General features: G+C 57.3%; 20 protein-coding genes, 4 tRNA genes and 1 rRNA gene. 9 read left to right on the top strand and 16 right to left on the bottom strand.

Annotated elements, in window-relative coordinates; translation table 11 throughout:
- The first annotated feature begins 1 nt into the window (after window position 1).
- From ruvC to WCT10_03375, 3 genes are all read left to right on the top strand, one after another.
- A complete protein-coding gene (gene ruvC, locus WCT10_03385) occupies window positions 2-517 on the top strand; it encodes a crossover junction endodeoxyribonuclease RuvC (GenBank protein ID MFA6603859.1) in 516 nt (171 codons plus the stop codon).
- Window positions 514-1,761: a hypothetical protein gene (locus WCT10_03380; GenBank protein ID MFA6603858.1), complete on the top strand. Its 1,248-nt coding sequence runs from the start codon at window positions 514-516 to the stop codon at window positions 1,759-1,761. The genes ruvC and WCT10_03380 overlap by 4 nt, the downstream gene beginning before the upstream one ends.
- A 236-nt stretch (window positions 1,762-1,997) precedes the next feature.
- On the top strand, window positions 1,998-3,215 hold the full coding sequence (locus WCT10_03375; protein MFA6603857.1) for an AAA family ATPase: 1,218 nt from the start codon (window positions 1,998-2,000) through the stop codon (window positions 3,213-3,215).
- A 658-nt stretch (window positions 3,216-3,873) separates the two neighbouring features.
- Here the strand turns inward: WCT10_03375 and WCT10_03370 are convergent.
- From WCT10_03370 to WCT10_03350, 5 genes are all read right to left on the bottom strand, one after another.
- Window positions 3,874-3,947, bottom strand: a tRNA-Gly gene (locus WCT10_03370).
- A 29-nt stretch (window positions 3,948-3,976) separates the two neighbouring features.
- Window positions 3,977-4,052: transfer RNA gene (locus WCT10_03365), tRNA-Pro, on the bottom strand.
- A 33-nt stretch (window positions 4,053-4,085) separates the two neighbouring features.
- Window positions 4,086-4,160: transfer RNA gene (locus WCT10_03360), tRNA-Phe, on the bottom strand.
- Between the two features lie 30 nt (window positions 4,161-4,190).
- Window positions 4,191-4,724, bottom strand: a complete 534-nt coding sequence (locus tag WCT10_03355) for an MgtC/SapB family protein (GenBank protein ID MFA6603856.1) — start codon at window positions 4,722-4,724, stop codon at window positions 4,191-4,193.
- A 118-nt stretch (window positions 4,725-4,842) separates the two neighbouring features.
- Window positions 4,843-4,919 (bottom strand) — tRNA-Ile (locus WCT10_03350).
- A gap of 299 nt (window positions 4,920-5,218) precedes the next feature.
- On the opposite strand from WCT10_03350, the gene WCT10_03345 reads away from it, so the two are divergent.
- The 3 genes from WCT10_03345 (at window position 5,219) to WCT10_03335 (ending at window position 6,730) form a co-directional block, all read left to right on the top strand.
- Window positions 5,219-5,953 (top strand): hypothetical protein, encoded by a 735-nt coding sequence (locus WCT10_03345; GenBank protein MFA6603855.1) that lies wholly within the window; start codon window positions 5,219-5,221, stop codon window positions 5,951-5,953.
- Window positions 5,940-6,191, top strand: coding sequence for a hypothetical protein (locus WCT10_03340; protein MFA6603854.1), 252 nt, complete (start codon window positions 5,940-5,942; stop codon window positions 6,189-6,191). Before WCT10_03345 ends, WCT10_03340 begins: the two co-directional genes overlap by 14 nt.
- Window positions 6,192-6,301: 110 nt before the next feature.
- Entirely contained in the window at window positions 6,302-6,730 is a 429-nt protein-coding gene (locus WCT10_03335; protein MFA6603853.1) for a hypothetical protein, read from the top strand.
- Window positions 6,731-7,067: 337 nt separating this feature from the next.
- Here WCT10_03335 and WCT10_03330 read toward each other — a convergent pair.
- The 8 genes from WCT10_03330 to WCT10_03295 form a co-directional block, all read right to left on the bottom strand.
- A 16S ribosomal RNA gene (locus tag WCT10_03330) occupies window positions 7,068-8,573 on the bottom strand.
- 594 nt (window positions 8,574-9,167) lie between these two features.
- On the bottom strand, window positions 9,168-10,421 hold the full coding sequence (gene pncB, locus WCT10_03325; GenBank protein MFA6603852.1) for a nicotinate phosphoribosyltransferase: 1,254 nt from the start codon (window positions 10,419-10,421) through the stop codon (window positions 9,168-9,170).
- 98 nt (window positions 10,422-10,519) lie between these two features.
- Window positions 10,520-11,902 carry an NAD(+)/NADH kinase gene (locus WCT10_03320; protein ID MFA6603851.1) on the bottom strand — a complete coding sequence of 461 codons (1,383 nt, stop codon included), beginning with the start codon at window positions 11,900-11,902 and terminating at the stop codon, window positions 10,520-10,522.
- A 118-nt stretch (window positions 11,903-12,020) separates the two neighbouring features.
- On the bottom strand, window positions 12,021-12,761 hold the full coding sequence (locus WCT10_03315; GenBank protein MFA6603850.1) for an isochorismatase family protein: 741 nt from the start codon (window positions 12,759-12,761) through the stop codon (window positions 12,021-12,023).
- A gap of 136 nt (window positions 12,762-12,897) precedes the next feature.
- Window positions 12,898-13,593, bottom strand: a complete 696-nt coding sequence (gene trmD / locus WCT10_03310; protein MFA6603849.1) for a tRNA (guanosine(37)-N1)-methyltransferase TrmD — start codon at window positions 13,591-13,593, stop codon at window positions 12,898-12,900.
- A 105-nt stretch (window positions 13,594-13,698) separates the two neighbouring features.
- Entirely contained in the window at window positions 13,699-14,031 is a 333-nt protein-coding gene (locus WCT10_03305; GenBank protein ID MFA6603848.1) for a sigma-70 family RNA polymerase sigma factor, read from the bottom strand.
- Window positions 14,032-14,206: 175 nt separating this feature from the next.
- Entirely contained in the window at window positions 14,207-14,974 is a 768-nt protein-coding gene (locus WCT10_03300; protein MFA6603847.1) for a sigma-70 family RNA polymerase sigma factor, read from the bottom strand.
- A gap of 282 nt (window positions 14,975-15,256) precedes the next feature.
- Window positions 15,257-16,033: a sigma-70 family RNA polymerase sigma factor gene (locus WCT10_03295; protein ID MFA6603846.1), complete on the bottom strand. Its 777-nt coding sequence runs from the start codon at window positions 16,031-16,033 to the stop codon at window positions 15,257-15,259.
- Window positions 16,034-16,193: 160 nt separating this feature from the next.
- Between WCT10_03295 and WCT10_03290 the strand changes: the two genes are divergently transcribed.
- The gene (locus WCT10_03290; GenBank protein ID MFA6603845.1) at window positions 16,194-16,949 is read left to right on the top strand and encodes a Rieske (2Fe-2S) protein; all 756 of its coding nucleotides are present in this window, start codon (window positions 16,194-16,196) and stop codon (window positions 16,947-16,949) included.
- Between the two features lie 107 nt (window positions 16,950-17,056).
- Here WCT10_03290 and WCT10_03285 read toward each other — a convergent pair whose 3' ends face one another.
- Window positions 17,057-17,941: a radical SAM protein gene (locus WCT10_03285; protein MFA6603844.1), complete on the bottom strand. Its 885-nt coding sequence runs from the start codon at window positions 17,939-17,941 to the stop codon at window positions 17,057-17,059.
- The gene (locus WCT10_03280) at window positions 17,938-18,201 is read right to left on the bottom strand and encodes an Ada metal-binding domain-containing protein (protein MFA6603843.1); all 264 of its coding nucleotides are present in this window, start codon (window positions 18,199-18,201) and stop codon (window positions 17,938-17,940) included. The genes WCT10_03285 and WCT10_03280 overlap by 4 nt, the downstream gene beginning before the upstream one ends.
- A gap of 236 nt (window positions 18,202-18,437) precedes the next feature.
- Between WCT10_03280 and WCT10_03275 the strand changes: the two genes are divergently transcribed.
- Window positions 18,438-22,415, top strand: a complete 3,978-nt coding sequence (locus WCT10_03275) for a PAS domain S-box protein (protein ID MFA6603842.1) — start codon at window positions 18,438-18,440, stop codon at window positions 22,413-22,415.
- 166 nt (window positions 22,416-22,581) lie between these two features.
- Here WCT10_03275 and WCT10_03270 read toward each other — a convergent pair whose 3' ends face one another.
- On the bottom strand, window positions 22,582-23,145 hold the full coding sequence (locus WCT10_03270) for a PAS domain-containing protein (GenBank protein ID MFA6603841.1): 564 nt from the start codon (window positions 23,143-23,145) through the stop codon (window positions 22,582-22,584).
- Window positions 23,146-23,384: 239 nt separating this feature from the next.
- Here WCT10_03270 and WCT10_03265 point away from each other — a divergent pair, with 239 nt between their 5' ends.
- Complete coding sequence (locus WCT10_03265; protein MFA6603840.1) at window positions 23,385-24,905, top strand: PAS domain S-box protein; 1,521 nt, start codon at window positions 23,385-23,387, stop codon at window positions 24,903-24,905.
- The last annotated feature ends 34 nt before the right edge of the window (window positions 24,906-24,939 follow it).

Here is a 24,939-nt window from a genome sequence, read left to right as displayed (position 1 = left end):
TATGCCGGTCTCGGCCGAGTCTGTGACGCTCATCGGGATCGATCCAGGCATCGCTGATGCCGGTTTCGGCGTGATCGAACAGTCGGCCGGCCGACCGCGTTGTCTGGCTTACGGCAGCCTGAAGACGCCGGCCGGGATGCCGGGCGGCGAGCGGCTGCGGCGGCTGCACGAGAACTGCGGCGCGCTCCTGGATAAATATCGCCCGGCCGAGGTCGGCATCGAAAAACTTTTCTTTTCCAAGAATGTGAAGACCGCGATCGCCGTCGCCGAAGCGCGCGGCGTCATCAGGCTCTGCATCGAAGAGCGCGGTATACCGTGCCGCGAGTTCTCGCCCGGCGAGGTCAAGGACGCCGTGAGCGGTTACGGCGCGGCCGGCAAGAAACAGGTCCAGGCCATGGTCAAAGCCCTGCTCGGCCTCAAGGAAATACCGAAGCCCGACGACGCCGCCGACGCGCTTGCGCTTGCTATCACGCTCGCGAACACCAGTCGGTTGGCGGCCAAGATCTCGCGTCTATGATGAATGATCGCGCCGCGCTCGCCGCTCAGCTTCGTTATTGGGGCGCGGCGGCTTTTTTGTTCGCCCTCGTTTTTTCCCTGGTCGGACTACTGCTTCCGCCGGCGCTTTTTTCCGATGGCGAATTTTTTGATTCCGGTCTGCGGCTCTTGCGGGACGAGCAGGAGATGCGAGTTTATTTCGAACGCGGCCAATGGCTGGCTGACGGCGGCCGTCCGTACAGCGCGGCGTCGCCGCAGGAATATCCGCCGGCCGGCGTCTTATTCCTGGCCTTGCCGCGGCTGTTCACTTCCAACCCTTTCATCTATCAGGATATTTTCGCTCTGTTGACGAGTATTCTGTTCGGCTTGCTGGTCTGGCTCACGGGGAAGATCCTCATTTCGCTCGGACGGCCGCTTAAATACTTGTGGTTGTTTTTTCTCCCCGGGGTCATCTATTTTTCAGTCTGGCGTTTCGATATCCTGCCGGCGGTGCTCGTCGCCGCGGCGGCGCATGAAGTGATCAGGGGTCGTCGCGTCCTAGCGGCTCTCTGGCTGATCCTGGGCGGTCTGGTCAAATTTTATCCAGCTTTCTTTCTTTTGCCGCTGCTCATGCTGGCGGCGCAGAGCGCGGCCGGGTCCAGTTCGGAGCCTGGCCGCCGCCGCGTCCTGGTGGCGGCAGCGGCGGCGCCGGTCGTCCTCCTCGGCGGCATCCTGATCTGGGCTGGTCCGGACGCTTTCCTGTCGCCGATCCTGTTCCACCTGGGACGGACTTTTGAGATCGGTTCGCTCGGCGACATCAGCTTGTGGGCGGCCAGTTTCCTCGGCGGCGGTTCCGTTTGGTTCGCGGTCATCCTGGCCGGAATATTCTCCTTGTTGCAGTTCATTCCTTTCATTTTTCTGCTGGTCTTCGGTCGGATCGCTGACGCGAAGGCTTTCATCCGCGCCTGTCTGTTCCTGCTGCTGCCGTTCATGCTTTTCAACCGTTTTGTTTCGCCGCAGTGGGTCGTGTGGTTCATACCGCTCGCTGTCCTAGTCTCTGATAAGCGGGAAACGGTCGCGCTGGTCTTGTTGGGCCTGACAGCCTATCTGCAATTTCCGATCCTGTTCGGTCTGGATCCTTTCGCCTGGACCTACAAGTTCGCGAGTGGTCTTCTGCTGGCGGTGATTGCCTGGCTGGCCTGGCAGAATCTGATAGCCATGAAGAGAGATGGTGCGCTGGTATTCGCGGGCAATAGAAAGATACCGTTGATCCAGCCAGTCGGGTGAAAGTTGATCCGTGGCGTCGGCATGAAAGCGCGGATCGGTCCTTGCCGGCGGCCTAGTTTGATTGGCTATCGCAAGTGATATTTTCGCAGGGTTGGGCCAAAAAATCGTTGTCCGAGCGGATATTGACCTTTCTGCTCCTTTTTGTTTAGATGAGGCCAGCGGATAAATGTGTTCGTTGACATATAAAATCGGATCCGGTGTCCGGATTTCGCAACCGTCAGCTAGGGAGGCAGATCATGTCCACCAAACCTCTGCTCGCTCATGATGAAAGCCTGTTCACCGAGCACGTCTCGTCGGACGCTTTCGGTCCCAAGACGAAGCGGATCTACGACTTCCTGACGAGCCGAGTCATCGGCCAGGATCGCGCGGCTGAACGTCTGGCCCGCAGTTTTGCCATCTATCATGCCGGCCTCAAGGATCAGGTGAAGCCGATCAACGCGGTCATCTTCGCTGGTCCCACCGGCGTCGGCAAGACGCTCATGGCCCAGGAATTGGCTCGTGCGCTCATCGCCGATCAGGCGGATGCGCCGCTCACGTTCATCGACTGCACCACGTTCACCGAGCATCATCAGCTCGCCGAACTCATCGGTTCGCCTCCGGGTTACGTCGGTTTCGACGGCACGCCCAAGCTGGCTCAGATGAAGATCGATGATTTTCATTTCTGGATGAAGTGGCGCGAGCATGTGCGCGCCAATCTGAATGGCGTCGATCCGGACTTGGATGCGAAGAAGATGGAGCGTCTCCTCGCGGAATTCTACCAGCGGAACAAGCCCTACTTGTCCGTGGTATTGTTCGACGAGATCGAGAAAGCCCACCGGACGGTGCACAACGCGCTTTTGCGCATCATCGACGGCGGTCGCCTTTCGCTAGCGAACGGCGACATCACCGACTTCTCGAGTTCGGTCATCATGCTGACCTGCAACATCGGCGGCCAGCGTTCGAACGAGCTCTTGTCGGGAAACGACAAGACGATCGGTCTGCGTCCGCCGACGAGATCGGAAAAGGACAATGCCGATGAGATCGATGCCGCCATCTACACGGAGACGTCGAAGCTCATCTACAAGTTCTTCCCCGCGGAGTTCGTCGGCCGCATCCGGACCAACATCATCGTCTTCCGGTCGCTCGATCGAGAACAGAGTGCCAGGGTGCTCGAACTCATGCTCAAGAAGGAGCAGGATAAGCTCACCGGCGTCGCGGCGAATAATGTTCCGGTGCAGCTCCGCTTCAGCGACGGCTACAAGGAGTTCCTGCTCGACGAAGGCGTGAGCCGCGAGTACGGCTTGCGCGAACTGCAGCAGATCGTGAACAAGCATGTCGCGCTGCCGCTCGCCAACGCCATCGAAGGCGGAGAAGTCGAACCCGGTGACGAACTCATGTTTCGCGTGGATGAGTTCAACAAGCCCGGATTGTACCGCAAGCACCGTCCCGTTCTGCTGTCTCCTGGCAGCAAGTGAGTCCGGATCTTTATCAGACCGCAACGCGGCCCCTCCATGGAGGGGCCGCTTTTATAATTCTTATACAAAAAATCCTCATGCTAGGTGAGGATCTTTCATTTCTATTTACTGAGCGGGTGATGGGAATCGTCGACCTCGTCTAGGATCGGAAATGATTCGGTTGACCCTGGGCGGCCCTTGCCGCCCGTGCGTCGCTGCGCCGGCTCGCGGCGTACCCCACGTGGCCAGGTTGGAAACCTGGAGCTCTACGACGTCGGTCCGGCGCAGCCGGACCATTACGGATGCGCGGCTAAGGCCGCCACTTCTCGCCGCAAGCACGCATAACTTTTCCTTGGTGTATCAAGCGGGCTTACCATTGAGCTACAAAAAATCCTCACACCGGGTGAGGATTTTTTGTGGAGCGGGTGATGGGAATCCGGCTCACCCGGCGGCGCTGGAAAAGTTCTCATGTGCGCCGCCTCCTTCGGTTTCGCTCGTATTTAATCGGAATCACTCGCGAAACCCTGGGCGGGTGCGTCCCGCCCGTGCGGCGCGACGCCAGCTTGCGCCGCACCCCGGTTCCTCGGACGTGCCATACTAGGCACGTCCTCGGATACCCTTCGATTCCCATCACCCGTTTGGTATTGAAAAAGCTCCGCCTGTGGCGGAGCGTTTTCAGTGGAGCGGGTGATGGGAATCGAACCCACGTGGCCAGGTTGGAAACCTGGAGCTCTACCATTGAGCTACACCCGCGTAGATGAAACCGATATTCATATGAAATTTGGTCGGGGCGGAGAGACTCGAACTCTCAATCCCTTGCTCCCAAAGCAAGTGCCTTAGCCATTAGGCCACGCCCCGATGACGTCATCTTATCAAAAAATCGGCTTTCCGTGGTGCCGAGGGCCAGGATTGAACTGGCGACACGAGGATTTTCAGTCCTCTGCTCTACCACTGAGCTACCTCGGCGTCACGGAAAACCGATTTACTTCCGCTGTCTCATGATTCCCGTCCTGATGGATCCTCATTGTCATGGTTCGTCTTTTCATCCGCCTCTTCGTGAGCCTTGATGTCCGTCGGGTAGTTCTTGGAATGCCGGCGGATGTAAGTGACCATTCTGCCCAGGACGAAGAAAGTGAAGAAAACCAGGAGGGTTGCGAGCAGGGCTTCTAAATACAGACCCATACCCACAGCAATGCCTAGTCCACTCACCACCCACAAGGTCGCGGCGGTCGTGAGGCCGACGACATTGCTGACACCGCGGCCGGACGGTCGGAGGATCGCTCCAGCGCCGATGAAGCCGATGCCAGTGATGACCTGGCCGGCGATACGGGTCGGGTCGACGGGAGCGTTGACGAACAGATCAACGGCTCTGAGGCCGGCAATTGTCATGACGGTCGAACCAAGACCCACCATGATGTTGGTGCGGAGTCCGGCCGGCTTGGCGTGATACTCGCGTTCCAGGCCGATGAATCCGGAAATGGCCGTGATGACGACCAGACGAATCACAACGTCCAGTTCAGTGATGGGCATAATTTTGGACCGACACGCTCTCGAGAAATTATGGTCGCGTAAGCCTTTGAACAGGCGGCTTGCCAACCTGCGGTTTCCGCGCTTGCCTCGCAATAATCGGCAAACATTTTAATCTCTCTGGTGGGCGTAGATGGATTCGAACCATCGACCTTCACATTATCAGTGTGACGCTCTAACCAACTGAGCTATACGCCCATGAGAACGCCCACCAGAGAGATTATAATGAACTGCCGATTCTGTACTGGGTCAGTGCGGCGCTCTGATCAACTGCCTACCTCCGCAGCCTCCCGAGGGGCGAAAGGGGAAGCTATACGCCCAAAATAACGCAAAAACATCTTAACGATGCGGGAAAAATATAGCAAGAAGTCCGGAGTTTGGCAAGGCGGGGTCGACCTTATTTCAGCCGTCCGCCACCTTGACTTTTAGGCTGAATACTGCTAGTTTGAGCGGGCGTTCTTTTATAGCTGACGTCACGAAAGCGAGGAGTTTTACCCATGACCAACGTCGATTGGGCCCTGATCGAGAGGGTTTCGCAGCGTTTTAGCCAGATGCTGGGCATCGCGAACGTCGAGCAGATCCGACGGCTGCATGACAATTTTCACCTGATCCGCGCGGTCATGGATGGCCGGCTGGAACAGTGTCTGAAGGAGTTCGTGCCGATCCAGCCGCCAAACGAAACATCCGCGATGGCCGACTGGAGCCGGGTGTGCGAGCGTCTGCGGCAGTATTCCGTAAGAGCTATCGATGGCCTGGCCCTCGAATCGCTGCTTACCCCGGAACTCAGGTGTTCCGCCGAGCTTTTGGCCAGCGGATCATGGACGATGGCGGCCGGTTCGGAATCCGGATCGGTCGTGCGTCTCAAGTTGCTGCGTTTCGACCTGGAGACGAGTTTTCACGACGTGGAGAAGATGCTGCTAGCCAAAGAACTCGTTCCCGCGAGTCTGACGCAGCTCGTCGCTTTCGCCGCCGAGCACGCGGACGACTTGCCGGATCGGTTGATGGCCACGGGCACGCTCGCCACGATCAGCGCCGCGAGTGCCGCCGACGCCGCGGCCGATCAGATCGCTTGTCCGGTCATCCAAAGGCTCGCTGACGGCAGTGGTTTCGAGATCGGACTCGAGCGCCTGTCGGGTCTGTCGACACCCTCGTTCGAAGCCGGCCGCATCTTTCTCGCCGCTCGGTATCCCCGGGCCGCGATCAATAAGGGGTGCGGCCATGCCCAGGTCTGAACTTCAGCGCCGGGTCGATAACCTCTTGAAAAGTTTTCCTGGCGGTTCGGGGTGGCGGAGCTGGCACGGCCGGATCTGTCACGAGGTCATCGTCCGTTCCGATGCCGGCGACCTGTCGCTCACCAAGAAGGCTTATGCCGCGGCGGCTGCCCGTCTGCGGCAGGAAGGTTTCAACGCCCGGTATGAAGAGAACATCGAACGCAGCCATTATCGCATCGGCGTCGCCATCGGACGCTGAAACCGCCGCCGTCTCTTGTCAGGGACGGCTTTTTTATCGGTCAGCGCGCTTGACTGTCGGCCTGGTCCGTGTTGAGATGGCGGCAGATCTTTGGAAATAAGGAGGTTCAGATGGCCGACAAAAGACCTGTCGAGACTTTTAGGATAGAAGATCTCGAATTGATGGATATGTTGTTTGAGCAGGCGGAGAAGAAATCCCTGACCGTTCTGCTGGGCCTGCTCGCCGAGTTGAACCGCGATCAGATGGCGTCTCGGATGCCAGGCTTCAGACTCGAGATCAGGAAGACCAGCATCAGACGCAAAAAGATCAGCCGCCTCGATCAGGCGATCCTGCTCTGGTACGACGCGCTTTATGCCCTGTGCGTGAGCGCCACCCGCTACGGCCGCCGCGACGCCAGGTTGTACCTGTCCGTTCTTGGCCGATGTCCGTCGGATGCGATTGTCCAGGCCGTGGCCTATTGGCTTCGGGATTCTGGCTGCACCGTGCGGCTCAAGGATCGTTTGTCCGACTCCCGCCTCATCACCGTGAACTACAAGTAGTCTTGAGCCTCCGCGCCTGCGGAGGTTTTTTATTGTCGCCGAGCCGCTGTCGTTGTGCTGAAATCCCGCCTCGCGGTCGGGTGTACGATCATGGATCACCGCTTTCCTCCTTCGCCTACGGGCTACGGAGGACAGGTTGCGGGAACGAAAAAAGCCCCGCATGACGGGACTTTTTCGCTTTGGCGATCTGAACGAGATAGCAGAGGAATCTAACGTCTGAGATTGGCGCCCAGCAAGTAAACTTGCCAAGCGAACGACCTAGGAGCACCGCGTTTGTACAACGCGATGTTCTGTCGTCAAGGAGGCATATGCTCTCCTCGACGAAGTGTCTCCCTAGAAAGGAGGTGATCCATCCCCAGCTTCCGCTAGGGATGCCTTGTTACGACTTCGTCCCTATCGCTGGCCCTACCTTCGACATGCGATCGCATATCTTCGGGTATTACCAACTCTCTTGACGTGACGGGCGGTGAGTACAAGACCCGAGAACGTATTCAACGCGCCGTGGCTGATGCGCGTTTACTAGCGATTCCAGCTTCATGAGGTCGAGTTGCAGACCTCAATCCGAACTGAGAACGGTTTTGATGGGATTTGCTCCACCTTACGGTTTGGCGGCCCATTGTACCGTCCATTGTAACACGTGTGTCGCCCAAGGCGTAAGAGCCATGCTGATTTGACGTCATCCCCACCTTCCTCCTGGTTATCCCAGGCAGTCTGTCGTGAAAAACAACACGACACGAGGGTTGCGCTCGTTACCCCACTTAAGGGTACACCTCACGGCACGAGCTGACGACAACCATGCAGCACCTGTGCAACACCCTCGAAGGAGCCCTACTTTCATAGGGTTAGCAGTTGCATGTCAAGCCTTGGTGAGGTTCCTCGCTTACCGTCGAATTAAACCACATGTTCCACCGCTTGTGCGGGTCCCCGTCTATTCCTTTGAGTTTTAGCCTTGCGGCCGTACTCCCCAGGCGGAGTGCTTATCGCGTTAGCTTTTTTTGACGACACTGGGAGGGTCGATACTCCCAATATCCAGCACTCATAGTTTAGGGCATGGACTACGCGGGTATCTAATCCGCTTCGCTCCCCATGCTTTCGTCCCTTAGTGTCAGGAGTGTTCCAGTAAGCTGCCTTCGCCTTTGGTGTTCTTGCCGATATTAACGCATTTTACTACTACACCGGCAATTCCGCTTACCTCTCCCACCCTCGAGCTCGCCAGTTTCTCCCGCAGCCCCCAGGTTGAGCCTGAAGATTTGACGGAAGACTTAACGTGCCACCTGCGGACGCTTTACGCCCAATAAATCCGGATAACGCTTGAGGTCTCTGTATTACCGCTGCTGCTGGCACAGAGTTAGCAACCTCTTATTCCCAAAGTACCGTCAGCCGAAGCTTCGTCCCTTGGAAAAGCAGTTTACGAGCCAAAGCCCTTCATCCTGCACGCGGCGTCGCTCCATCAGGGTTTCCCCCATTGTGGAATATTCATGACTGCAGCCACCCGTAGGTGTCTGGGCAGTGTCTCAGTCCCAGTGAGGCGGGTCGTGCTCTCACACCCGCTACTCGTCATAGCCTTGGTGAGCTTTTACCTCACCAACTAGCTGATAAGACATAGGCCCCTCTCAAAGCGCCTTTTGGGCTTTATTCGTCCCCCTTGAAGGGGAAGACCACATCCAGTATTAGCCCCGCTTTCGCGGGGTTGTGCTGAACTTTGAGGTAGGTTACCAATGTGTTACTCACCCGTTTGCCACTATCAAGCCAAATCCTTGCGGAATCAACTTGACCGTTCGACTTGCATGCCTTAGTCACGCCGCCAGCGTTCATCCTGAGCCAGGATCAAACTCTCAGAAGAAGATCATAGACCTGGCAGGTACTATGCCTTCCATAGCTTCCGTAACCTTACGGTTCCCGAAAACTCAACTAAATAGACGTTAGGTTCCTCACCCGTCGCTATTCGCGACGAGTTTGCTATCTCGTTCAGATTGTCAAAGTTCTCTGTCCGGTCTCTCTTGACCGGTGCTGCGCATTTTAGGCCAAGTCGCGATATGCGTCAAGGGCCTGCGTGGCAGAAATAAAGAGAGCGCTTCGTTGACCTCTTTTTGAGGGGTTCGAATGCTCTGGGAGGAGTATAGGGTAAGAGGCGAAACATGTCAAGGGATATGCAAGGTGGTTGTGGGGATTAACTGGTGATAAATTTTTTGGCGGCATTAGGGGCGGAAGTGCGGGAGTGCTGAAGTGCGGGAGTGCTGAAGTGCGGGAGTGCTGAAGTGCGGGAGTGCTGAAGTGCGGGAGTTTGCGTCGGGTCTCCCCGACTCCTCCACTCCTGCACTCTCCCAAACTCCGTCTCCGTATCTCCCTGACTCCGTCACTTCGTTTGCGAGCGACGTGGCGGAGTAAAAAAAAGAGGCGCGGGGTGCGCGCCTCTGGTGGGTCGGGAGAGAAGATGTCAGTAGCGACATTCTTCGTTGGTGCCGCCTTCGTAACCGAAGATCCGTTTGAAATGTTCGACTTCGTCGGATGGCCCCATCGCCTTGGCGAGGTTGTCCGAGAGTTTCACGGTCGGGTAGCCGTTCACGCCAGTCACTTTGACCACGAGCGAGAGTGGATCGGGGCCGCAATCGTTCGTGAGGTTCGTACCCCAACCGAAGGCGGTCTTGATGCGGCTGCCGAAGACCGCTTGCAGCGACTCGATCAGATCGAGATCCAGTCCGTCGCTGAAGACGATCGTCTTGGTCCGGGGGTCGATCCCCAGGTTCCGATAGAACTCGATCGCGGTTTCACCGAAGACGAAGGGGTCGCCGGAGTCCTGCCGCAGGCCGCGCCACTTGGCTGCCTGTTCGGGAGTGAAATCGCGGAAGAAGAAACCGGTGCCGAACGTGTCGGTCAGCGCGATCGAGAGCGCCTCGCCGTAGTTGCGCCACCAGCATTGCAGGACGGCATTGTGCGACGAGCGGATGGCCTCGTCTTCATCCGCGAAGAAGCCGGAGTATCCCGCGCCGCGGTAGATGCCGGAGAAGACCATGAACATCTCGTGGGCGAAGGTGCCGATCGGCTGGAGGCCGAGACGGCGGGCCAGGTCCACGTTCGAGGTGCCGATCATCTGCTGCGGGATGCGCGTGGCGAGTTTGACCGCGGCCATTTCCTGCCAGGCGCGGCTGAAGCGGCGGCGCGTGCCGAACTCGATGAAACGGATGTCCGGATGCTGTTCGAGACGCCGGATCTTTTCGTCCAGTCGACGCCATCCTTCAAGATGCGCGAGGCACAGCCGACTGCGACCGCTCGTCGCGTCAGGACCGGTGGTCAGGCTGGCGTAGTACAGCTCGTTCACGATCGAGAGGATCAGTGTCTCCCAGAAGATGGCCTCGTGCCAGGGTCCGGAAACCTCGATCCGGAATTGCCCGTCCGTTAACGCGAGGTCGTAGGGCGGCAATGTGAACGTACGCAGGAATTGGAGGAAGTCCGGCTGGAAAGGTCCGAGTCTGGAGAGATAGCCGAGCTCTTTGGGCGTGAACCGCAGTTCGCGCGCGGCGTCGAGTTCGCGCCGCAGGTCGGCTTCGGCGATGTGGTCCGCCAAGCGGACTTTTTGGGTCCGGTTGGTGAAACTGTAGGTCACCGGAACGCGATGAAAGAAATGCCGCCAGGCCACCTGGGCCATGGTCAGTTTGTAGTAGTCGAGATCGAGTAGCGATTTGATGATCATCGCGGCCTCCTATGCTGGTGCGGATGCGTTGTCAAAGAACGGCTTAAATTAAATAAAAATCAGCGCTTTTGTCAAGCGCTGCCGGCCGGCTATCGTCGTCAGCTGGCCGAGGTGAAGAAGAAATCGGCCAATTTGGCGGCCATGTCGCGTTTGGGGGAGAAAGCCACTTCGACCGCAGCGATGCGGCTGACGCGGGTCTTCACCCGGGAGACGACGCCTTTTTCCAGGCCGTCGACGAAGGCGCGGATCGGACGTTTCTGCGGATTCAGGGATTCGAATTCGACCGCGGCGTCGAGCGGCAGCGAGGCGGATTTGAAACCGAAAGGCGCGGTCACGTTCGAGCCGACGAGTGTGATCTCCTGCGCGCCGACGAGCAGCGGCTTGCCGCCCATGGCTTTGGCGTAGGCTGTCGAGCCGGAAGCCGTGGCGACGAGCGCGCCATCAGCGACGAGTTTCGGGATCTTGATCTCGTTGTTCACTTTGACCTGGATCCAGGCCGCTTGGCCGCTCGCGCGTTCGACCCAGGTGTCGTTCACGGCGTAGCTGCTGTCGGCGAGCGCACCGTCCGCGTCGAAGACCTCGGAGTAGAGGAGCGGCAGCTGGTGGACGTGTTTCTCCGATTCCAGGACGTCGGGGACGCCGTTCTTGTCGAGGTCGTTCAGCAGGTGACCGCGGTGGCCGGCGTTCAGTCCGATGAACGGGAGCCGCAAGCGCCAGTGTCGGCGGATGGCGCGGATCATGGTGCCGTCGCCGCCGATCACGATGATGCAGTTGGGATTTGCCGCGTCTTCGAGGCGCTGGAGGGAGGTCGCGAGTTCGACCGCCACCGGATTGCGGTCGTCGGCGACGATGAGCGCGCGCGGGTCGAGCTTCAGGCTGACCGAACGCTGCGGCGTCGTGCCGCGGTACAGGTTGTAGCGGTTGATGTAGCTCTCGACCTCGGGCGTGACCAGATCGGAGATGGGCTGGCGCTTGAAGGTCCGTTCGCGGATCTCGGAGCTGGAACTGGAGTGTTCGGAACGGAAGAGCTGGCTGTGCGGCGGCAGGTCGGCCGGGTCGATGTCGTAGCCGGCGCGCTGGATGACGGCAAAATTGGCGTTGTCCCAAAGTTCCGGGCCGCGTTCCCAGTGGTGGATCTCGGAATTTTTGGCGCGGCCGCCTTTGACGAGGTCCGTGCCGACCACATGCCAGATCTCGCCTTCGCGGCTGAACATCCGGTCCAGGTCAATGGTGCGCGTATAAGTGTCGAGTTCCAGATCGAAAAGTTCCACGCGGACCTTCGGCAGGCCGCGGAAAGCCAGGTCGGCCATGACCGCGCGATGGACTGGTTCGATGTCCACCACGATCGGTTTGTCCGGGCGCGGGCCGCAAGGCACGACGATGATCTCGTCGAAGTGCTGGCTGAGCGCTTCCGCGACGGCGCGGTGGTGGCGGCCGGCGGGATTGAAGCTGCCGCCGAAGATGGCGATTTTTTTATTCATAAGATCCAGTTCAATCTGAATGTTACTCGGCCGCGGGCAGCGAGTAAAGAAAAGAAAAGCGGTCGAAGAAAAAGGACGGTCCCGGCAAGGGTCCGTCCTGGTAGAGATGGAGCGGTGGTCAGAAAGCGATGAGGTCTTCCGACTGGATGAGCCGGACGCCGGCTTTGAGAAAAGCCGCTCTCATGGCCTCGACGGTGCCCGGCAGCGCGACCGCGCGCGTGGCGTCCTCGATGACGAAGACCTCGAAGCCGTAGTCCCGGGCGTCGAGAGCGGTGAAGCCGACGCAGAAGTCGAGGGCCAGGCCGGTGAGGAAAATACGCTTCACTCCGTCCACGTGCAGCAGCTCGCCCAGTCCGGTCGGATGCCGCAGATTATCGCGCAGGCCGGAGTAGGAGTCGCACCTCGGGTTGGTCCCTTTGATCAGGACGAACCGGTAGTCGCGGCGGACCAGGTCGGGATGCAGTTCGGACTCAGGCGTGCCGATGAGGCCGTGGTCCGGCCAGAGCGTCTGGGTTTTGACCTGAGCCAGATAGCTCTGCAGATCGGGGAGACGGAAGTGGGCGCCGGCGGCGAACCGATTATCGGCTGCCGTCCAGCTCGCGACCTCGGCGGCTGTGAGCTGGGAATATGGAGCCAGGCCTTTGTACGAACTGGCGAGCGAGATGTGGCCTCGCGGATGCTTGTCGAGGGTCGCGTAGCGCTGTCTGGGCGGGAACAGCAGGTTGAGGCGTTGGACGAGCGGGATGATCTCGTCGCCGCCGGCAACCGGCAGTCCGCCGCCGGGCATGAAAGTCGGCTGGAGGTCGATGTTCACGATGGCGTCAGTGGCAAGGTCGATTCGAACGGCGCGGTCCGTCATGATTCGCTCCTTTGTTTTGGCAAGGAACTGCTTCTGGCCGCATCCTACTTAGCCGTCGGCGTCTTGGCAAGTCGGCCGGGCTTCCTGGCTGATTTCAGCAAAAAAAGGCGCAGATGCGCCTTTTTCATGTTTACGGTCATTTTTTGGCGCGGCTTTTCGCGGTACGCCACGCGGCGATCTTCTTATGGTCGCCGGAGAGCAATATCTTGGGAACTTTCCAGTTCACGCCTTTTTTCGGGGAGAAAATTTCCGGCCGGGTGTATTGCGGATATTCGGTGACGCCTTCTTCGGCGTGGGATTCTTGCACTAGGGATTCGGCTTTGCCCAAGACGCCGGGGACTTGGCGGGCTACCGCGTCGACTACGACCATGGCTGGCAGTTCGCCGCCGGTGAGCACGTAGTCACCGATCGAAATTTCCTCGTCGGCCAGTTCGGACGCGACACGTTCGTCCACGCCTTCATAGCGGCCGCAGAGCAGAATAAGCTGCTTGTATTTGGCGAGCCGGACGGCTTCTTTGTGGGTGAATTTTTTGCCCTTGGCGGACAACAGGACGACGCGCATCTTGTTCCGTTTCTTCGTATCTCCGTCTCTCCCTGACTTCCCAACTCTTAAAGCCCTCAACGCTTTGAAGAAAGGGCCGACCGCCATGACCATGCCTGGTCCGCCACCGAACGGTCGGTCGTCGACTTTGCGGTGTTTGTCCTCGGACCACTGGCGCAGGTCGTGCGCCCGGATATCCAAAAGGCCGCGCTCGACGGCGCGTTTGATGATCGACTCCGAGAAGTAGCTCTCGAACATCGAGGGGAAGATGGTGAGAAGGTCGAAGCGCATAGCAAATTTACGTTAACATGAAGCGCGGGAGTTGGGGAGTCCTGGGGAGACGGAGCGGCGAAGATAAAATGAAACGCGGCCGAGCTAGGCTCGACCGCGTTGGTCTCAGAAGAGGTCTCTCGAAAGATGCTGACGGAGTTTGTCGAACGCCTGGGCTTCGATCTTGTCGATGTTTGCGTACGTCATGCCGTAGATCTTGGAGATCTCGCGCTGGTCCAGGTCGCCCCAGAAGCGCTTGACGATGATGCTCTGTTCCCGAGGCGTGAGTCTGTTGAGCGCCTTGGTGACGATGACCTCAGCTTCAGAGCGGGCGACGGCGGTTTCGGGCGACGACGCGGCGTAGCGTTCGTCCGCGCCGGTATCGGCGAGCGCGCATTCGAGCTGGTAGGTGTTGTCGTCGAACGAAACCTCAAGCATTTCTTGTTCGTGATTGGACATGATGATCTCCTGGTTGGAAAAGAGCTTCATCCCGTTACTGGCGGGACCGTATAATATAGCTTATTTTACGTTTTTTGTCAAGCTTGGCGGCTGTGCGCCACTAGCCTTATTTGGAGCCTTAAATTACGGATTTTGATAAGAAAAAGCGGTCGAGCTGAGCTCGACCGCGTGCGGGTCAGAAGATGTCCTTGTTTTGGAGCAGACGCCGGAGTTTGCCGAGCGCCTTGGCTTCGATCTGGCGAATGCGCTCGCGTGACAGAGTGTGGGTTCCGGCGATATTGCGCAGGGTCAGCTCTTCGCGAAAACGTTTTACGATGACGTATTGTTCTCGGGGCGTGAGCTGGCTGATCGCCTCAGTGATGATGTCCGAGACCTCGGCGCGAGCGACGGCTGTTTCTGGCGACGCTGTTTTGCATTCGTCCGCGCAGGTATCGGCGAGCGTGCATCCGTTCTGGTTGGAATCGTCGCCGGACGACAGTTCCTGGTCGAGCGAGACGGGCGAGAAGTTGTCGAGGCCGGCCTTGGTGAGGCGGTTGTCGTTTTCTTCTGCCGATTCCTCGTCGCGCAGGTTCTTTTGGACTCTGATCGGTACGCGGATCGTGCGGCAATGATCATCCAGGTAGCGGGCGATCAGCTGCCGGATCCACCAGATGGCGTAGGTGCTGAGCCGATTACCGCTCGTGACGTCGAATTTCTTGATGGCTATCTGCAGGCCGATGGCGCCTTCGCTGAACAGATCCTCGAGTTCGACGCCGCGGCCGGCATAGCGCTTGGCGATGCTCATCACGAACTTGAGATTGTGGCGCACGAGCGAGTCGAGGGCCTGGCGGTCGCCTTGCTGAGACCGGCCGATGAGTCGGAGTTCCTCTTCCCGATCGAGCATGGAATGACGCAATAATTTGCTCAGCGATTCAGAGATCGGCGATCCTTGATGATCGGTCATGGCGTGTTCTCCTGATTGTAAAGGGCGAGGTCCTACATTGTTGAGAAGTCAGGGAGTAGCGAAGATACAAAGTCCGCTGATATTTCGCTGACTCCGGCCACGTCGCTCGCAAGCGACATGACTTCGTCTCTCCGTCTCTCCGTACGGCAGGACCGCATAATGTAGCGCGTTTCTCGTCTTTGGTCAAGCTGGGCGACTGTTTGTCATCAGTCCGTGGCGGGACCTTAAAATTGTGGCTTTTGATAAGAAAACGCGGTCGAGCTGGGCTCGGCCGCGTCAGATTCAGAAGATGTCCTTGTCTTGGAGCAGGCACCGGAGTTTGCCGAGCGCCTTGGCTTCGATCCAGCGGACGCGCATGCGCGTCAGGCCGCAGATATCCGAGACCTGGTTCTGGGACAGTTCATCACAAAAACGTTTTTTGATGATGTCCTGTTCTCGTGGCGTGAGCTGGCCGAATGCTTCGGCGAGGATGGCTGCAACTTCGGAGCGCGCGACAGCGGTTTCCGATGACGTCGTTTCACGTCCGTCTACGCAGATATCGGCGAGCGTGCAGCCGTTTTGGTTGCCGGCGTCGTTGGAGGAAATTTCCTGGTCGAGCGAGACGGCAGAGAAGTTGCGGAGGTCGGTTTTAGTGAGACCTTTTTTGCCGTTTCCCGCCTCCTCATCCCGCAGGTTCTGCTGAGCGTTGATCGGCACGCGGATCAGGTAGCGCTGGTTCGCCAGATAGCGGCCGATCACTTGTTTTATCCAGTAGTCGGCGTAGGTGTTCAGATTCGCGCCGCGAGCGGCATCGAATTTCATGATGGCCTTGTGCAGACCGATCACACCTTCGCTGAACAAGTCTTGCAGTTCGACGTTGTAGTCGGCGTAGCGTCGGGCATAGCGCCCGGCCACGCGCATCACTAATTTGAGGTTGTGGTGCACGAGCGAATCGAGCGCCTGGCGGTCGCCTTGCTGGGCCCGGCGGATGAGTCGAAGCTCCTCTTCTCGGTCGAGCAGGGAATGTTTCAAAAGTTTGCTCAGCGATTCAGGGAACGTCGATCTTTGAGGGTTGGTCATGGCACGTTCTCCCGGTTGTAAAGGACAATGTCTTGCATTCGGCAGGACCGCATAATATAGCTTATCTAGCGTGAACGGTCAATCCCTTTCAAGCGGCGGTGGTTGGAGCATTACCGACCCTCGGCTATAATGGAGACATAATTTCAAACTCGCGTTGTTTATGGTTCGCAACCCACTCAAGAAGATGTTTCAGGCCTGGGTTTGTCCGGGCGGAGGTTGCGATTGCGCCGCCAGCGAGCCTGTGCGCGTGGCCGCGGTCAAGGATATCGCCGCCGATAAGTCGTATTGCGCCGCGATCGGCGGCAGGAAAATATCCATCGTGCGTTCGGGCGATCGTTTTTTCGCCCTCGATAACGCTTGTACCCACTTGGGCGGCCCGTTGTGCAAGGGCGTGGTCAAGGATGGGATCGTCGTTTGTCCCTGGCACGGCTCCGAATTCAAGGCGGAGACTGGCGAAGCGATCAGTGGTCCGGCCAAAAAGGCCGTCAGCACGGTTGAACTCGAAGTTCGCGGCGACGATCTTTATGCTCCGCCGCAGAATAGTCGTCCGGCTGTGAAACCTCAGGCGATCGCGTTGGTTTTTCATCCGGAATTCGATCGCGAGCGGCCTTTCCGTTACGAGCCGTTCGTCAAAGAGGTGGTCGAAGGATTGAAATTCCCTTTCAAACTTCACGGCGTGCTGTCGGCCATGCTTATCGCCCAGGATGACGACGAACTCGACTTCGACCTGGGTGGCATTCACGCCACCGAGGTTGATTTGAAGAAAATGACGGCGCTCATGGACGCGCTCAACGCCAAGTGGGGCACGTCCGTGACCTACTGCTTGTATCACTCCAGCCAGTTTCCCGGCGACATGCTCCTGAATGTCCGCGGTTTCCAGGCGACGTCGACCGTCGCGAACGACATCAAGTTTTGAACGCGGATCCGTCGCGCCAGAAAACTTTCATCGCTTTGCGGCGGCGCCCGGGAATTTCGGCCGTCAATAAAAAAATCCCCGTCGGCAGTCGCCGGCGGGGTTTGTGATCATGTCGGTTTTCGTCGCAGGACGAGTTTCTGCAGCAGACAGCCGCCGCCCCTCGTCTTTTCGCAGCGTTGTTCGCCGAAGCGCAGACCGTCCGTGACGCGGTTTTTGCAGATGTCGAACGGACAAGTGATGAGCCGTCCGTCGGGCAGGACGTTGCCGAAGCGGCAGCGGTTAGGCGGTTCGGCCGTTCGGCGCGGGCCGCCGGCAGCGATCACGCCGCGCCGGGAGATATGCAAGGTCAGCCGTCCGCGGTAAGCGTCGATCGTCCGTTGGACGGTCGCCGCATAATCGCGAAGAGGCAGGGTCGTCGACGTATCCAGCCAGAAATCGCTGCTTTCTTGGATGTCACGGATGCTCGAGATGAACGCCTCGGTGCAGCCGAGGGAGCGCTCGACGTGGTCCAGGAACGGCAGCAAGTCGCCGGTGTTATTCCGGCTCGTCATGAAGACCGGCATGATCACTGGTCCGAGTTTCGGCAGGGCCAGCGCCGGCTTGAGTCCGCCGGTCAGGCCGTCGACTGACAGCCTGACCGAAACGCCGGCCAGATCTTTCGGCGCGAGCGCCATCAGCCGTCGGCCGTTGGTGTAGAGCGTGGTCGGCAGGCCGAGGTCGCGGTTGAATGCGAGCATGGCCGGCAGGTCGCGATGTAGCGTCGGTTCGCCGCCCAGGATGATGACCTTGCCGATGGATGGGCGATATTGCTCGACCGTCCGGCGGTAGAAATCCAGGGTCATCGCTCCGGCGTTGAAGTGCTGTCGGAAGAAACATTCCGGACAGCGGCGGTCGCAGGCGGCCGTGATGAACATTTGCAGCGTGTTGACTGGTTGTCGCTGTTCGAGCTGCCAGAGATCGGGATCGAAACGCAAACTGAACATTTTTGTCATCGCGGCCTCGTTTTTCGGTTAGGGGTTGTGTAACGATCCGACGGCGTCGGCCGGCAGTTCTTGCATGGCCGGTAGCCGGCGGCGATAGCATCGTCCCAAGTGAGAAAAAAGACGCGGTTCTCCGGCTTCATCCGTCGGCCTGAAGCGCAGTCCAGCCGGCCGAAGATCTTGCCCAACCTCCAGCCGGCGTAGCGCCACGGTTGCCGGCTCGAGATCGTGCGGCCGTCTTTTTGGAGCTTATAAGTCCGCTGTCGGTTCATGAGCACGCTCCTGTCGCTGGATTTTCAAAGAACAGCCGAGCTTAGCAAGCGCCGCTGAAATAATCAACACCTCGGCGGTCGCCGACTGATCCGCCGCCTTTTTACGCCGAATTGAGAGCTCGGCGCTCGGACCGCCGGCGTGCGGCATTTGGTCCGAATAACGCCGTTTTTGAACTGTCCAAGGCGGTGATTTATTGATATAATTATAAAATAAAGATCGGTCAGACAGTCCAAATATGTTGTCCCTATTCAAGCGCAACGGCGCCCCGGAAAATAAAACGACAACAGCGGCGGTCAATCATGCGCAATCCGCCGCTACGGGTTTGTTGGCCGAGTGTGCTGATCGGTATCGGTTAGTTTTTAATACCGCTCAGTCTGGCATCGCGATCGTTGATGCAGACACGGCGCGGATTGAGGATATCAACGTCAGTTTTGAAAAAATGTCCGGTTGCCAGCGAAAAGATGCCGTGGGCCGTAGTCTTTGGGACAAACAGTGTTGTCTCCGCACCTTGTTCGCTGATAAGGCGGAATTCGCCGATTTTATCCGCGAGGGAGTATTGCACCAGGCTGCTCGAAGCCTCAAGACCCACAAAGGAGAGCTTATTCCGGTTGAAGTCGATGCTAATGTCTACGACGAATGCGGTCGGAAGATGATTCGTTTCGTGCCGCGCGACATCACTGAACGCCAGCGAATCGAGGAAAATCTGCGATCGAGCGAGGAGAGATTTCGCCGCATCTTCGAAGAGGCTACTGTCGGTATCGTGCTGTCCGGACTGGATTTTAAATTCATTCGCGTCAACCGGAAGTTCTGCGAGATCGTCGGCCGCTCCGAGTCGGAACTGTTGAAACTGACGTACGCGGATATCACGCATCCCGATCATATTGCCGCTAATCGCCAGGGTATCGGCGATCTCCTCAAGGGGACGTTACGGGAGTACAACACGGTCAAACGTTATTTGACCAAGTCGGGTCAGGAAATCTGGGCTTCAACCCACGTCAACCTTATTCGCGACGCTTCCGGCCAGCCGCTTTATTTCCTGACGATGATCCAGGATATCACGGCGCAGCGGACGGCTGAACTTGTTTTGATCAAGGAGGCGGAGCGGGAGTCTTTCCTCCTCGATGTTTACGGCCGGGCGGCCAAGATGTCGGATCAGGAACTTTATGAGTTCGTTCTTGATCGCGTGGTACGGCTGACTGACAGCGCTGTCGGTTTCTTCCATCTGGTGATCGATGGCCAAAAGGAGATAATTCTGAATACTTGGAATAAAGAGGCGTTGAAGAGCTGTCGGGCTCCTGATGTCGGCCATCGTCCGATCGAATCGGCCGGCAACTGGATGGACGCGATGCGGCAAAAGAAGCCGGTAATCTACAATGATTTCGCCGCTTCGCCCAACCGCAAAGGGTTCCCGAGCGGCCATGTCGAACTGAAGCGCCTCATGAGCGTGCCGACGTTCGAGAATGAAAGTTTTCGGATCCTTTTCGGGGTCGGAAACAAGCAGAAACCGTATAACGAGCGCGATATTGCCCAGGTCCAGCTGGTAGCCGCTACTTTGTTCAAGATCATCCGGCAACGCCAGGTGGAAAAAGATTTGCGCGAGAGCGAAATGGCCTATCGCCAGGTATTCGAGGGTTCTCAGGAGGCTTTTATCCTTCTGGATGGCATGACCATTGTCGATTGCAATGATGCCACCTTGAAGATGTTCGGCACGACAGAACGGACGCAGATCATTGGCAGGCGCCCCGACGAAATCTCGCCATTGCAGCAGCCCAGCGGACAGGATTCGCAAACGGCCGCGCGGGAAGCGGTTGATCGCGCTTTGAAGCTTAAATTTTTTCGGTTCGAGTGGATGCATCGGCGGATGGGCGGCCAGGATTTTTTGGCCGAGGTTACGCTGTCGTCGTTCGAGGTGCATGGCCGGTTCAGATGTCACGCATTTTTGCGCGACCTTTCTGAACGCGAGCAACAGGCTAAGATGTTCATGCAGGCGTTCAACACCGCGCCGCTCATGATGACGCTGGCGACCGTTGATGGGGGTGAGTTCATCGAGGTCAACGAGGCTTTTACGCGCATCACCGGGTATTCCCGTGACGAGGTTCTTGGCCAGACGGAAGTCAAATTAGGGATTGTAAGCGCTGAAGATCGCCAGCGGGTGGTCGAGACCCTGCGTATTTCCGGCCGTGCGCATGGCATGGATACGGTCATATGGCAGAAAGGTGGCAGTCGCCGCATTTGTCGGCTCACGACCGAGCCGGTTACGGTGGGCGAACGAAGGCTGCTGCTGACGATTGCCGAGGATGTCACCGATCAACAGGAGAGTGAGGCTGAAGTTAAGAGGGTGCATGAACAGATTCGTCGTTCGGAAGCCGACCTGCGCCAGGCTCAGAAGTTCGCCAAGATCGGCAGTTGGCGCTGGCATGTCCAAGCCGATAAGCTTGAGTGGTCGGACGAGATGTACCGGATTTTCGGCATCGACAAAGCCAAATTTACGGGTCGGTTGACTGATGTAATGACCGCAGCTATCCATCCTGACGATCGCATGCGGGTTGAGGTCGCCAATCGTTCCGTGATTGAGAAGGCGCAGCCGATGCCGATGGAGTATCGCATCGTTCATCCTGACGGCGCTGTTTTCACGGTTTGGGCCGAGGCTTTTGAATTTATCCGCGATGCCGCCGGCAAGATCAGCGTCTTGTCCGGGATCGTCCAGGATATTACTGACCGTCGTCGGGTTGAGCACAAATTTACTGAAGCGCGCCAGCGGTTTGTCGAATTGTTCAATAGCTTGCCGGTTTGCATTTATCGCAATACGCCCGGACCCAAAGGCAGTTTCATCGAAGTGAATCCGGCGATGGTGGCGATGTTCGAAGCCGATTCGAAAGAAGAGTTGCTGAAGATCAGCGTCTCCGATCTTTATGTTGACCCCGCCGATCGTCTTTTGATCAGCGAAAAGATCAAGAAACTCGGTTTCGTTAAGAGCGAGGTTGTCCGGCTCAAGACGCTCAAGGGTCGCAAGATCTGGGGCGCGGTGACTGCCGTATTGAAAAAGAATGAGATCGACAAAGAATATTTTGATGGCGTCATCGAGGATGTGACGGCTCGGGTTGAGGCGGAGAGCGCCTTGCGGGCCAGCGAGGAGAAATACCGCAATTTCATTGAGAACACCCAGGATATCATTTATGCCGCCGATCCATCTGGCGTCCTGACTTATATCAGTCCGCAGGTCAGCATGTATGGTTATAAGGAAAGCGATCTGATCGGACGTAGCTTCACGGAGTTCGTGTCCGCGGAGTTTTTCTTCGAGGAAGATCTGGAGCGGGCTCGGGTTAATTGGTCGGAGTTCATGAAGACCGGCGTATTCAAACCGTTCAGTTTGCGGTTCAGACGCCGGGATGGGCAATTCGTCTGGGTGGAGGCGTCTGGTTCGCATTATAAAAATTCCGACAATAAATTAGCCGGCACGATCGGCGTGGTTCGCAATATCCACGAACGCAAAGTCGCTGAAGAGCACGCCTACGAACTTGATACTATCAAGAATAAATTCGTGCAGGTCGTGTCTCAGCAGATGCGTACGCCATTGAGCTCGGTTCGTTGGGGGCTGGAACAGGTTTTATCCGATAAAATGGGGCCGCTGACCGGCAGCCAGCGGCAGATCTTGAGGATGTCTCTTGAGGCCAATAAAGAAGCGGTTGGTCGCATCGCGGACCTGCTTTTGGTCATGGATATCGAAGCCGGACGCCTGCGGTTGGAGCCGGAAAAAATCATTCTTGAAGATCTGGTACGTTCGGTTTGCGCGAACAATAAACAAAAGTTCGAACTCAAAAAAATCACGCATGAACATACGTATAGTGATGACCAAATCAGCACGGTAAATGTTGATCAGGAGAAGTTCCGGGATCTGTTCGGGCGGCTCTTGGATAATGCCATCAGCTATACGCCCGAAGGCGGTCGGATCACTACTCGGATCAAAAAGGAACAGAAGACGGTGCGCGTGGAGGTCACCGATACCGGCATCGGCATTCCGACTGGCGAGCAAGAGCAGTTGTTCCGGCGTTTTCACCGTTTTAGCAACGCCGCTATCATCAAACCTGAAGGATCCGGTATCGGACTTCATATCGCCAAGAGCGTCATCGAAGCGCACGGTGGCAAGATGGGGTATGAAAGCCAGGAAGGTAAAGGCAGCACTTTCTGGTTCGAGCTGCCGCTGGCCGGGTGACGAATATTCCGGGACTGTCCCGGAGGCTGGGGCGCGGCGTTGAAATAAGCCATTTTTTTGTTGATGTACGTCCCCATCCTGTCTCAGACTGTATTCAAAACGCCCCCGGCGATTGCCGAGGGCGTTTCTGGTTTTGTTATTAGATCTCCAGGCTGGCGCCGCGGATCTATTGTTTGCCCGGCCGTTTCTTGACTCCGCTCTCCAACACGGCGATGCGCTCCTCGAGGGTTTTGGTCCTTTCGAGCACGCGCTCCTCGAGCTCTTTCGAGTAGGCTGTGAGCTTCTCTTCGAGCATACGCTGCTTCGTCACGTCTTCCATGGCCAGAACGATCATCTTCAAAGATTTCTGGTTTTTTTTCACCGGCTCGAAGACTTCGCGGGCGTTCATGAGCATGATCTTTTTGCCCACGACCGGATAATCGTGCTCGACCTCGAAATCGCGGAAGAACGATTCTTTGGGCAGCACGTCCTCAAGCAGCCTCCTGAGCGCCGGGATATTCCACTGACCGCCGCCCAGTTGGTAGACGAGTTTTTTCTCGGTATCCCGCGTCATGGTCTGAAAGGTCCGATAGAAAGATTCATTGGCCGACAAGACGCGCAGATCCTTGTCCAGGATCAGGAACGGCTCCCGCGCGGTGTCGACGACGTGGCGGATGTAGGTCCAACCGGTCTCCCAGACGGTTTCGGCTGAAATTTGCAGTTTATTGGCCAGTTTCTTGAATTTTTTCACAATATTTTTTTGATTAGCGGTCGTTACCGCTTAAGCATACAGGTTCGTCCGGATTATGAACAGCTGGCGCGCCGCGGGTAGGGGGGGGGGCGTCCGTCCGGGAATGTTTTTCAAACTTACAATAATTGCAAAAAAACTGTATAATAATATCAGCGTTTTTCATCAGTTTTAACGATTGCAATGTGCTTAATAAAGCGAAGTCGGCAAGATCGGCCTCATTCGGCAGATCGCGAACCAAGATGCTTAAAAAGACAGCTTTTGAACAGGTGCAACAGCTGGTTTTCAAAGCGACCAGTGACGGCGTCTTGTTGGTCGATGCTGAGACTGGTTCGATAGTCGGCGGCAACTCGAGTTTGCTGAAGCTGCTGGGTTTTACCACAAAGGAGTTGTCGCAGAGGAGGGTGTGGGAGATCGGATTTTTGAACGGTCCCTTGCGTAACCGCAGGTCTTTTGGCGTATTGAGATGCGGCCATTCGTCCGGCAGTAAGTTCTGGACGATCCGGACCCGACAAGGACGGCGTTTCGATGCCGCCTTAGAATGCAGTTTTTTCCGCTTTGAAGGCGTCGGTTTTTTACAATTCACCATCCGCGACTTGACCGAACGCCGCCGTCTGGAGGCTATCTTGTGGGAGCGCGAGGAACGTTTCCGCAAACTATTCGAAAACAGCCAATTGGGCGTCGTGCTGCTTTATCCGGACCTGCATGTCTGTGAGATCAACCAAGCCTTCACCCGCATCACCGGATACGACGATGTGGATATGAAGCGGCTGACGCTCCGGGACATCACGCACCCGGAACACCTATCGGCCGACCGAAAGATCATGCGGATCGCGCGAAATTGCGTTCAGGATGATTATCATGCGGAGAAACGCTACATAGGCAAGCGGGGTCAAGTGGTTTGGACGAATACGCACATCGGCGCCGTGTGCGATGAGGGTGGCCGGCTGAAATACTATCAGGCGATTATCGAGGATATTACCGAACGTAAACAGATCGAAGCCAGACTGGCGGAACAAAATATCCGCGATTTGGAGAAAGAAAAGACGATCCAGAAGCTGAAGGACGAGTTCATCTTTATTGCTGCGCATGAGTTGCGGGCTCCGGTGACGGCTATCAGCTGGTCGCTGGAACTTTTGAAAGAAGTCCAGACAAAGCCTGCCGCTCAGCCTGCTGACCTGACGGAATATCTTGGCACCATCAGCGAGAACACCGCCAGGCTCAATAAGCTGGTTTCCGAACTGTTGGAGGTCTCGCGTCTGGAGTACGGCACCTTTAAGGTTGTTTCGGAGAGATTCCAGCTCGCTCCCGTCCTTGAGCGGGCCGTCGCCGCCCTTGGGACGCTGGCCGCGGAAAGATCGGTCAGCATCAAGGTCATGCCGACAGCGGCCGGGTCGATGGTGGCTTATGGGAATCCGGGGCGTGTTTACGAGGTTCTGATAAATCTGCTCACGAACGCCATCAAGTACAATCGCGTCGAGGGCAGCGTCACGATTCGTACTGCGGCTGGCGGCGGAGAGTTGCATGTCAGCGTCGAAGACACCGGTTTTGGGCTCAGTCCCGACGACATCACGAAACTTTTCAAGAAATTCTCCCGCATTGAGACTGCTGAGACCGGCGAGGTCGCCGGCACCGGTCTTGGACTATTCATCGTCAAGCAGACCGTTGAACGGATGGGGGGTAAGGTTTGGGTGAAAAGCGCCGGCCGTGGACAGGGGTCAGTTTTCGGTTTTAGTCTGCCCCAAAAAGTTAAGCGGTCGTAACTCCGTTTTTCGAGAAGATCAAAAAGCCCGGCTG

The sequence above is a fragment of the Patescibacteria group bacterium genome (assembly GCA_041667185.1).
Lineage (GTDB): Bacteria > Patescibacteriota > Patescibacteriia > SG8-24 > SG8-24 > JBAYFM01.
The sequence above is the reverse complement of the archived record's forward strand: the minus strand, read 5'-3'. Positions and strand labels throughout refer to the sequence as shown.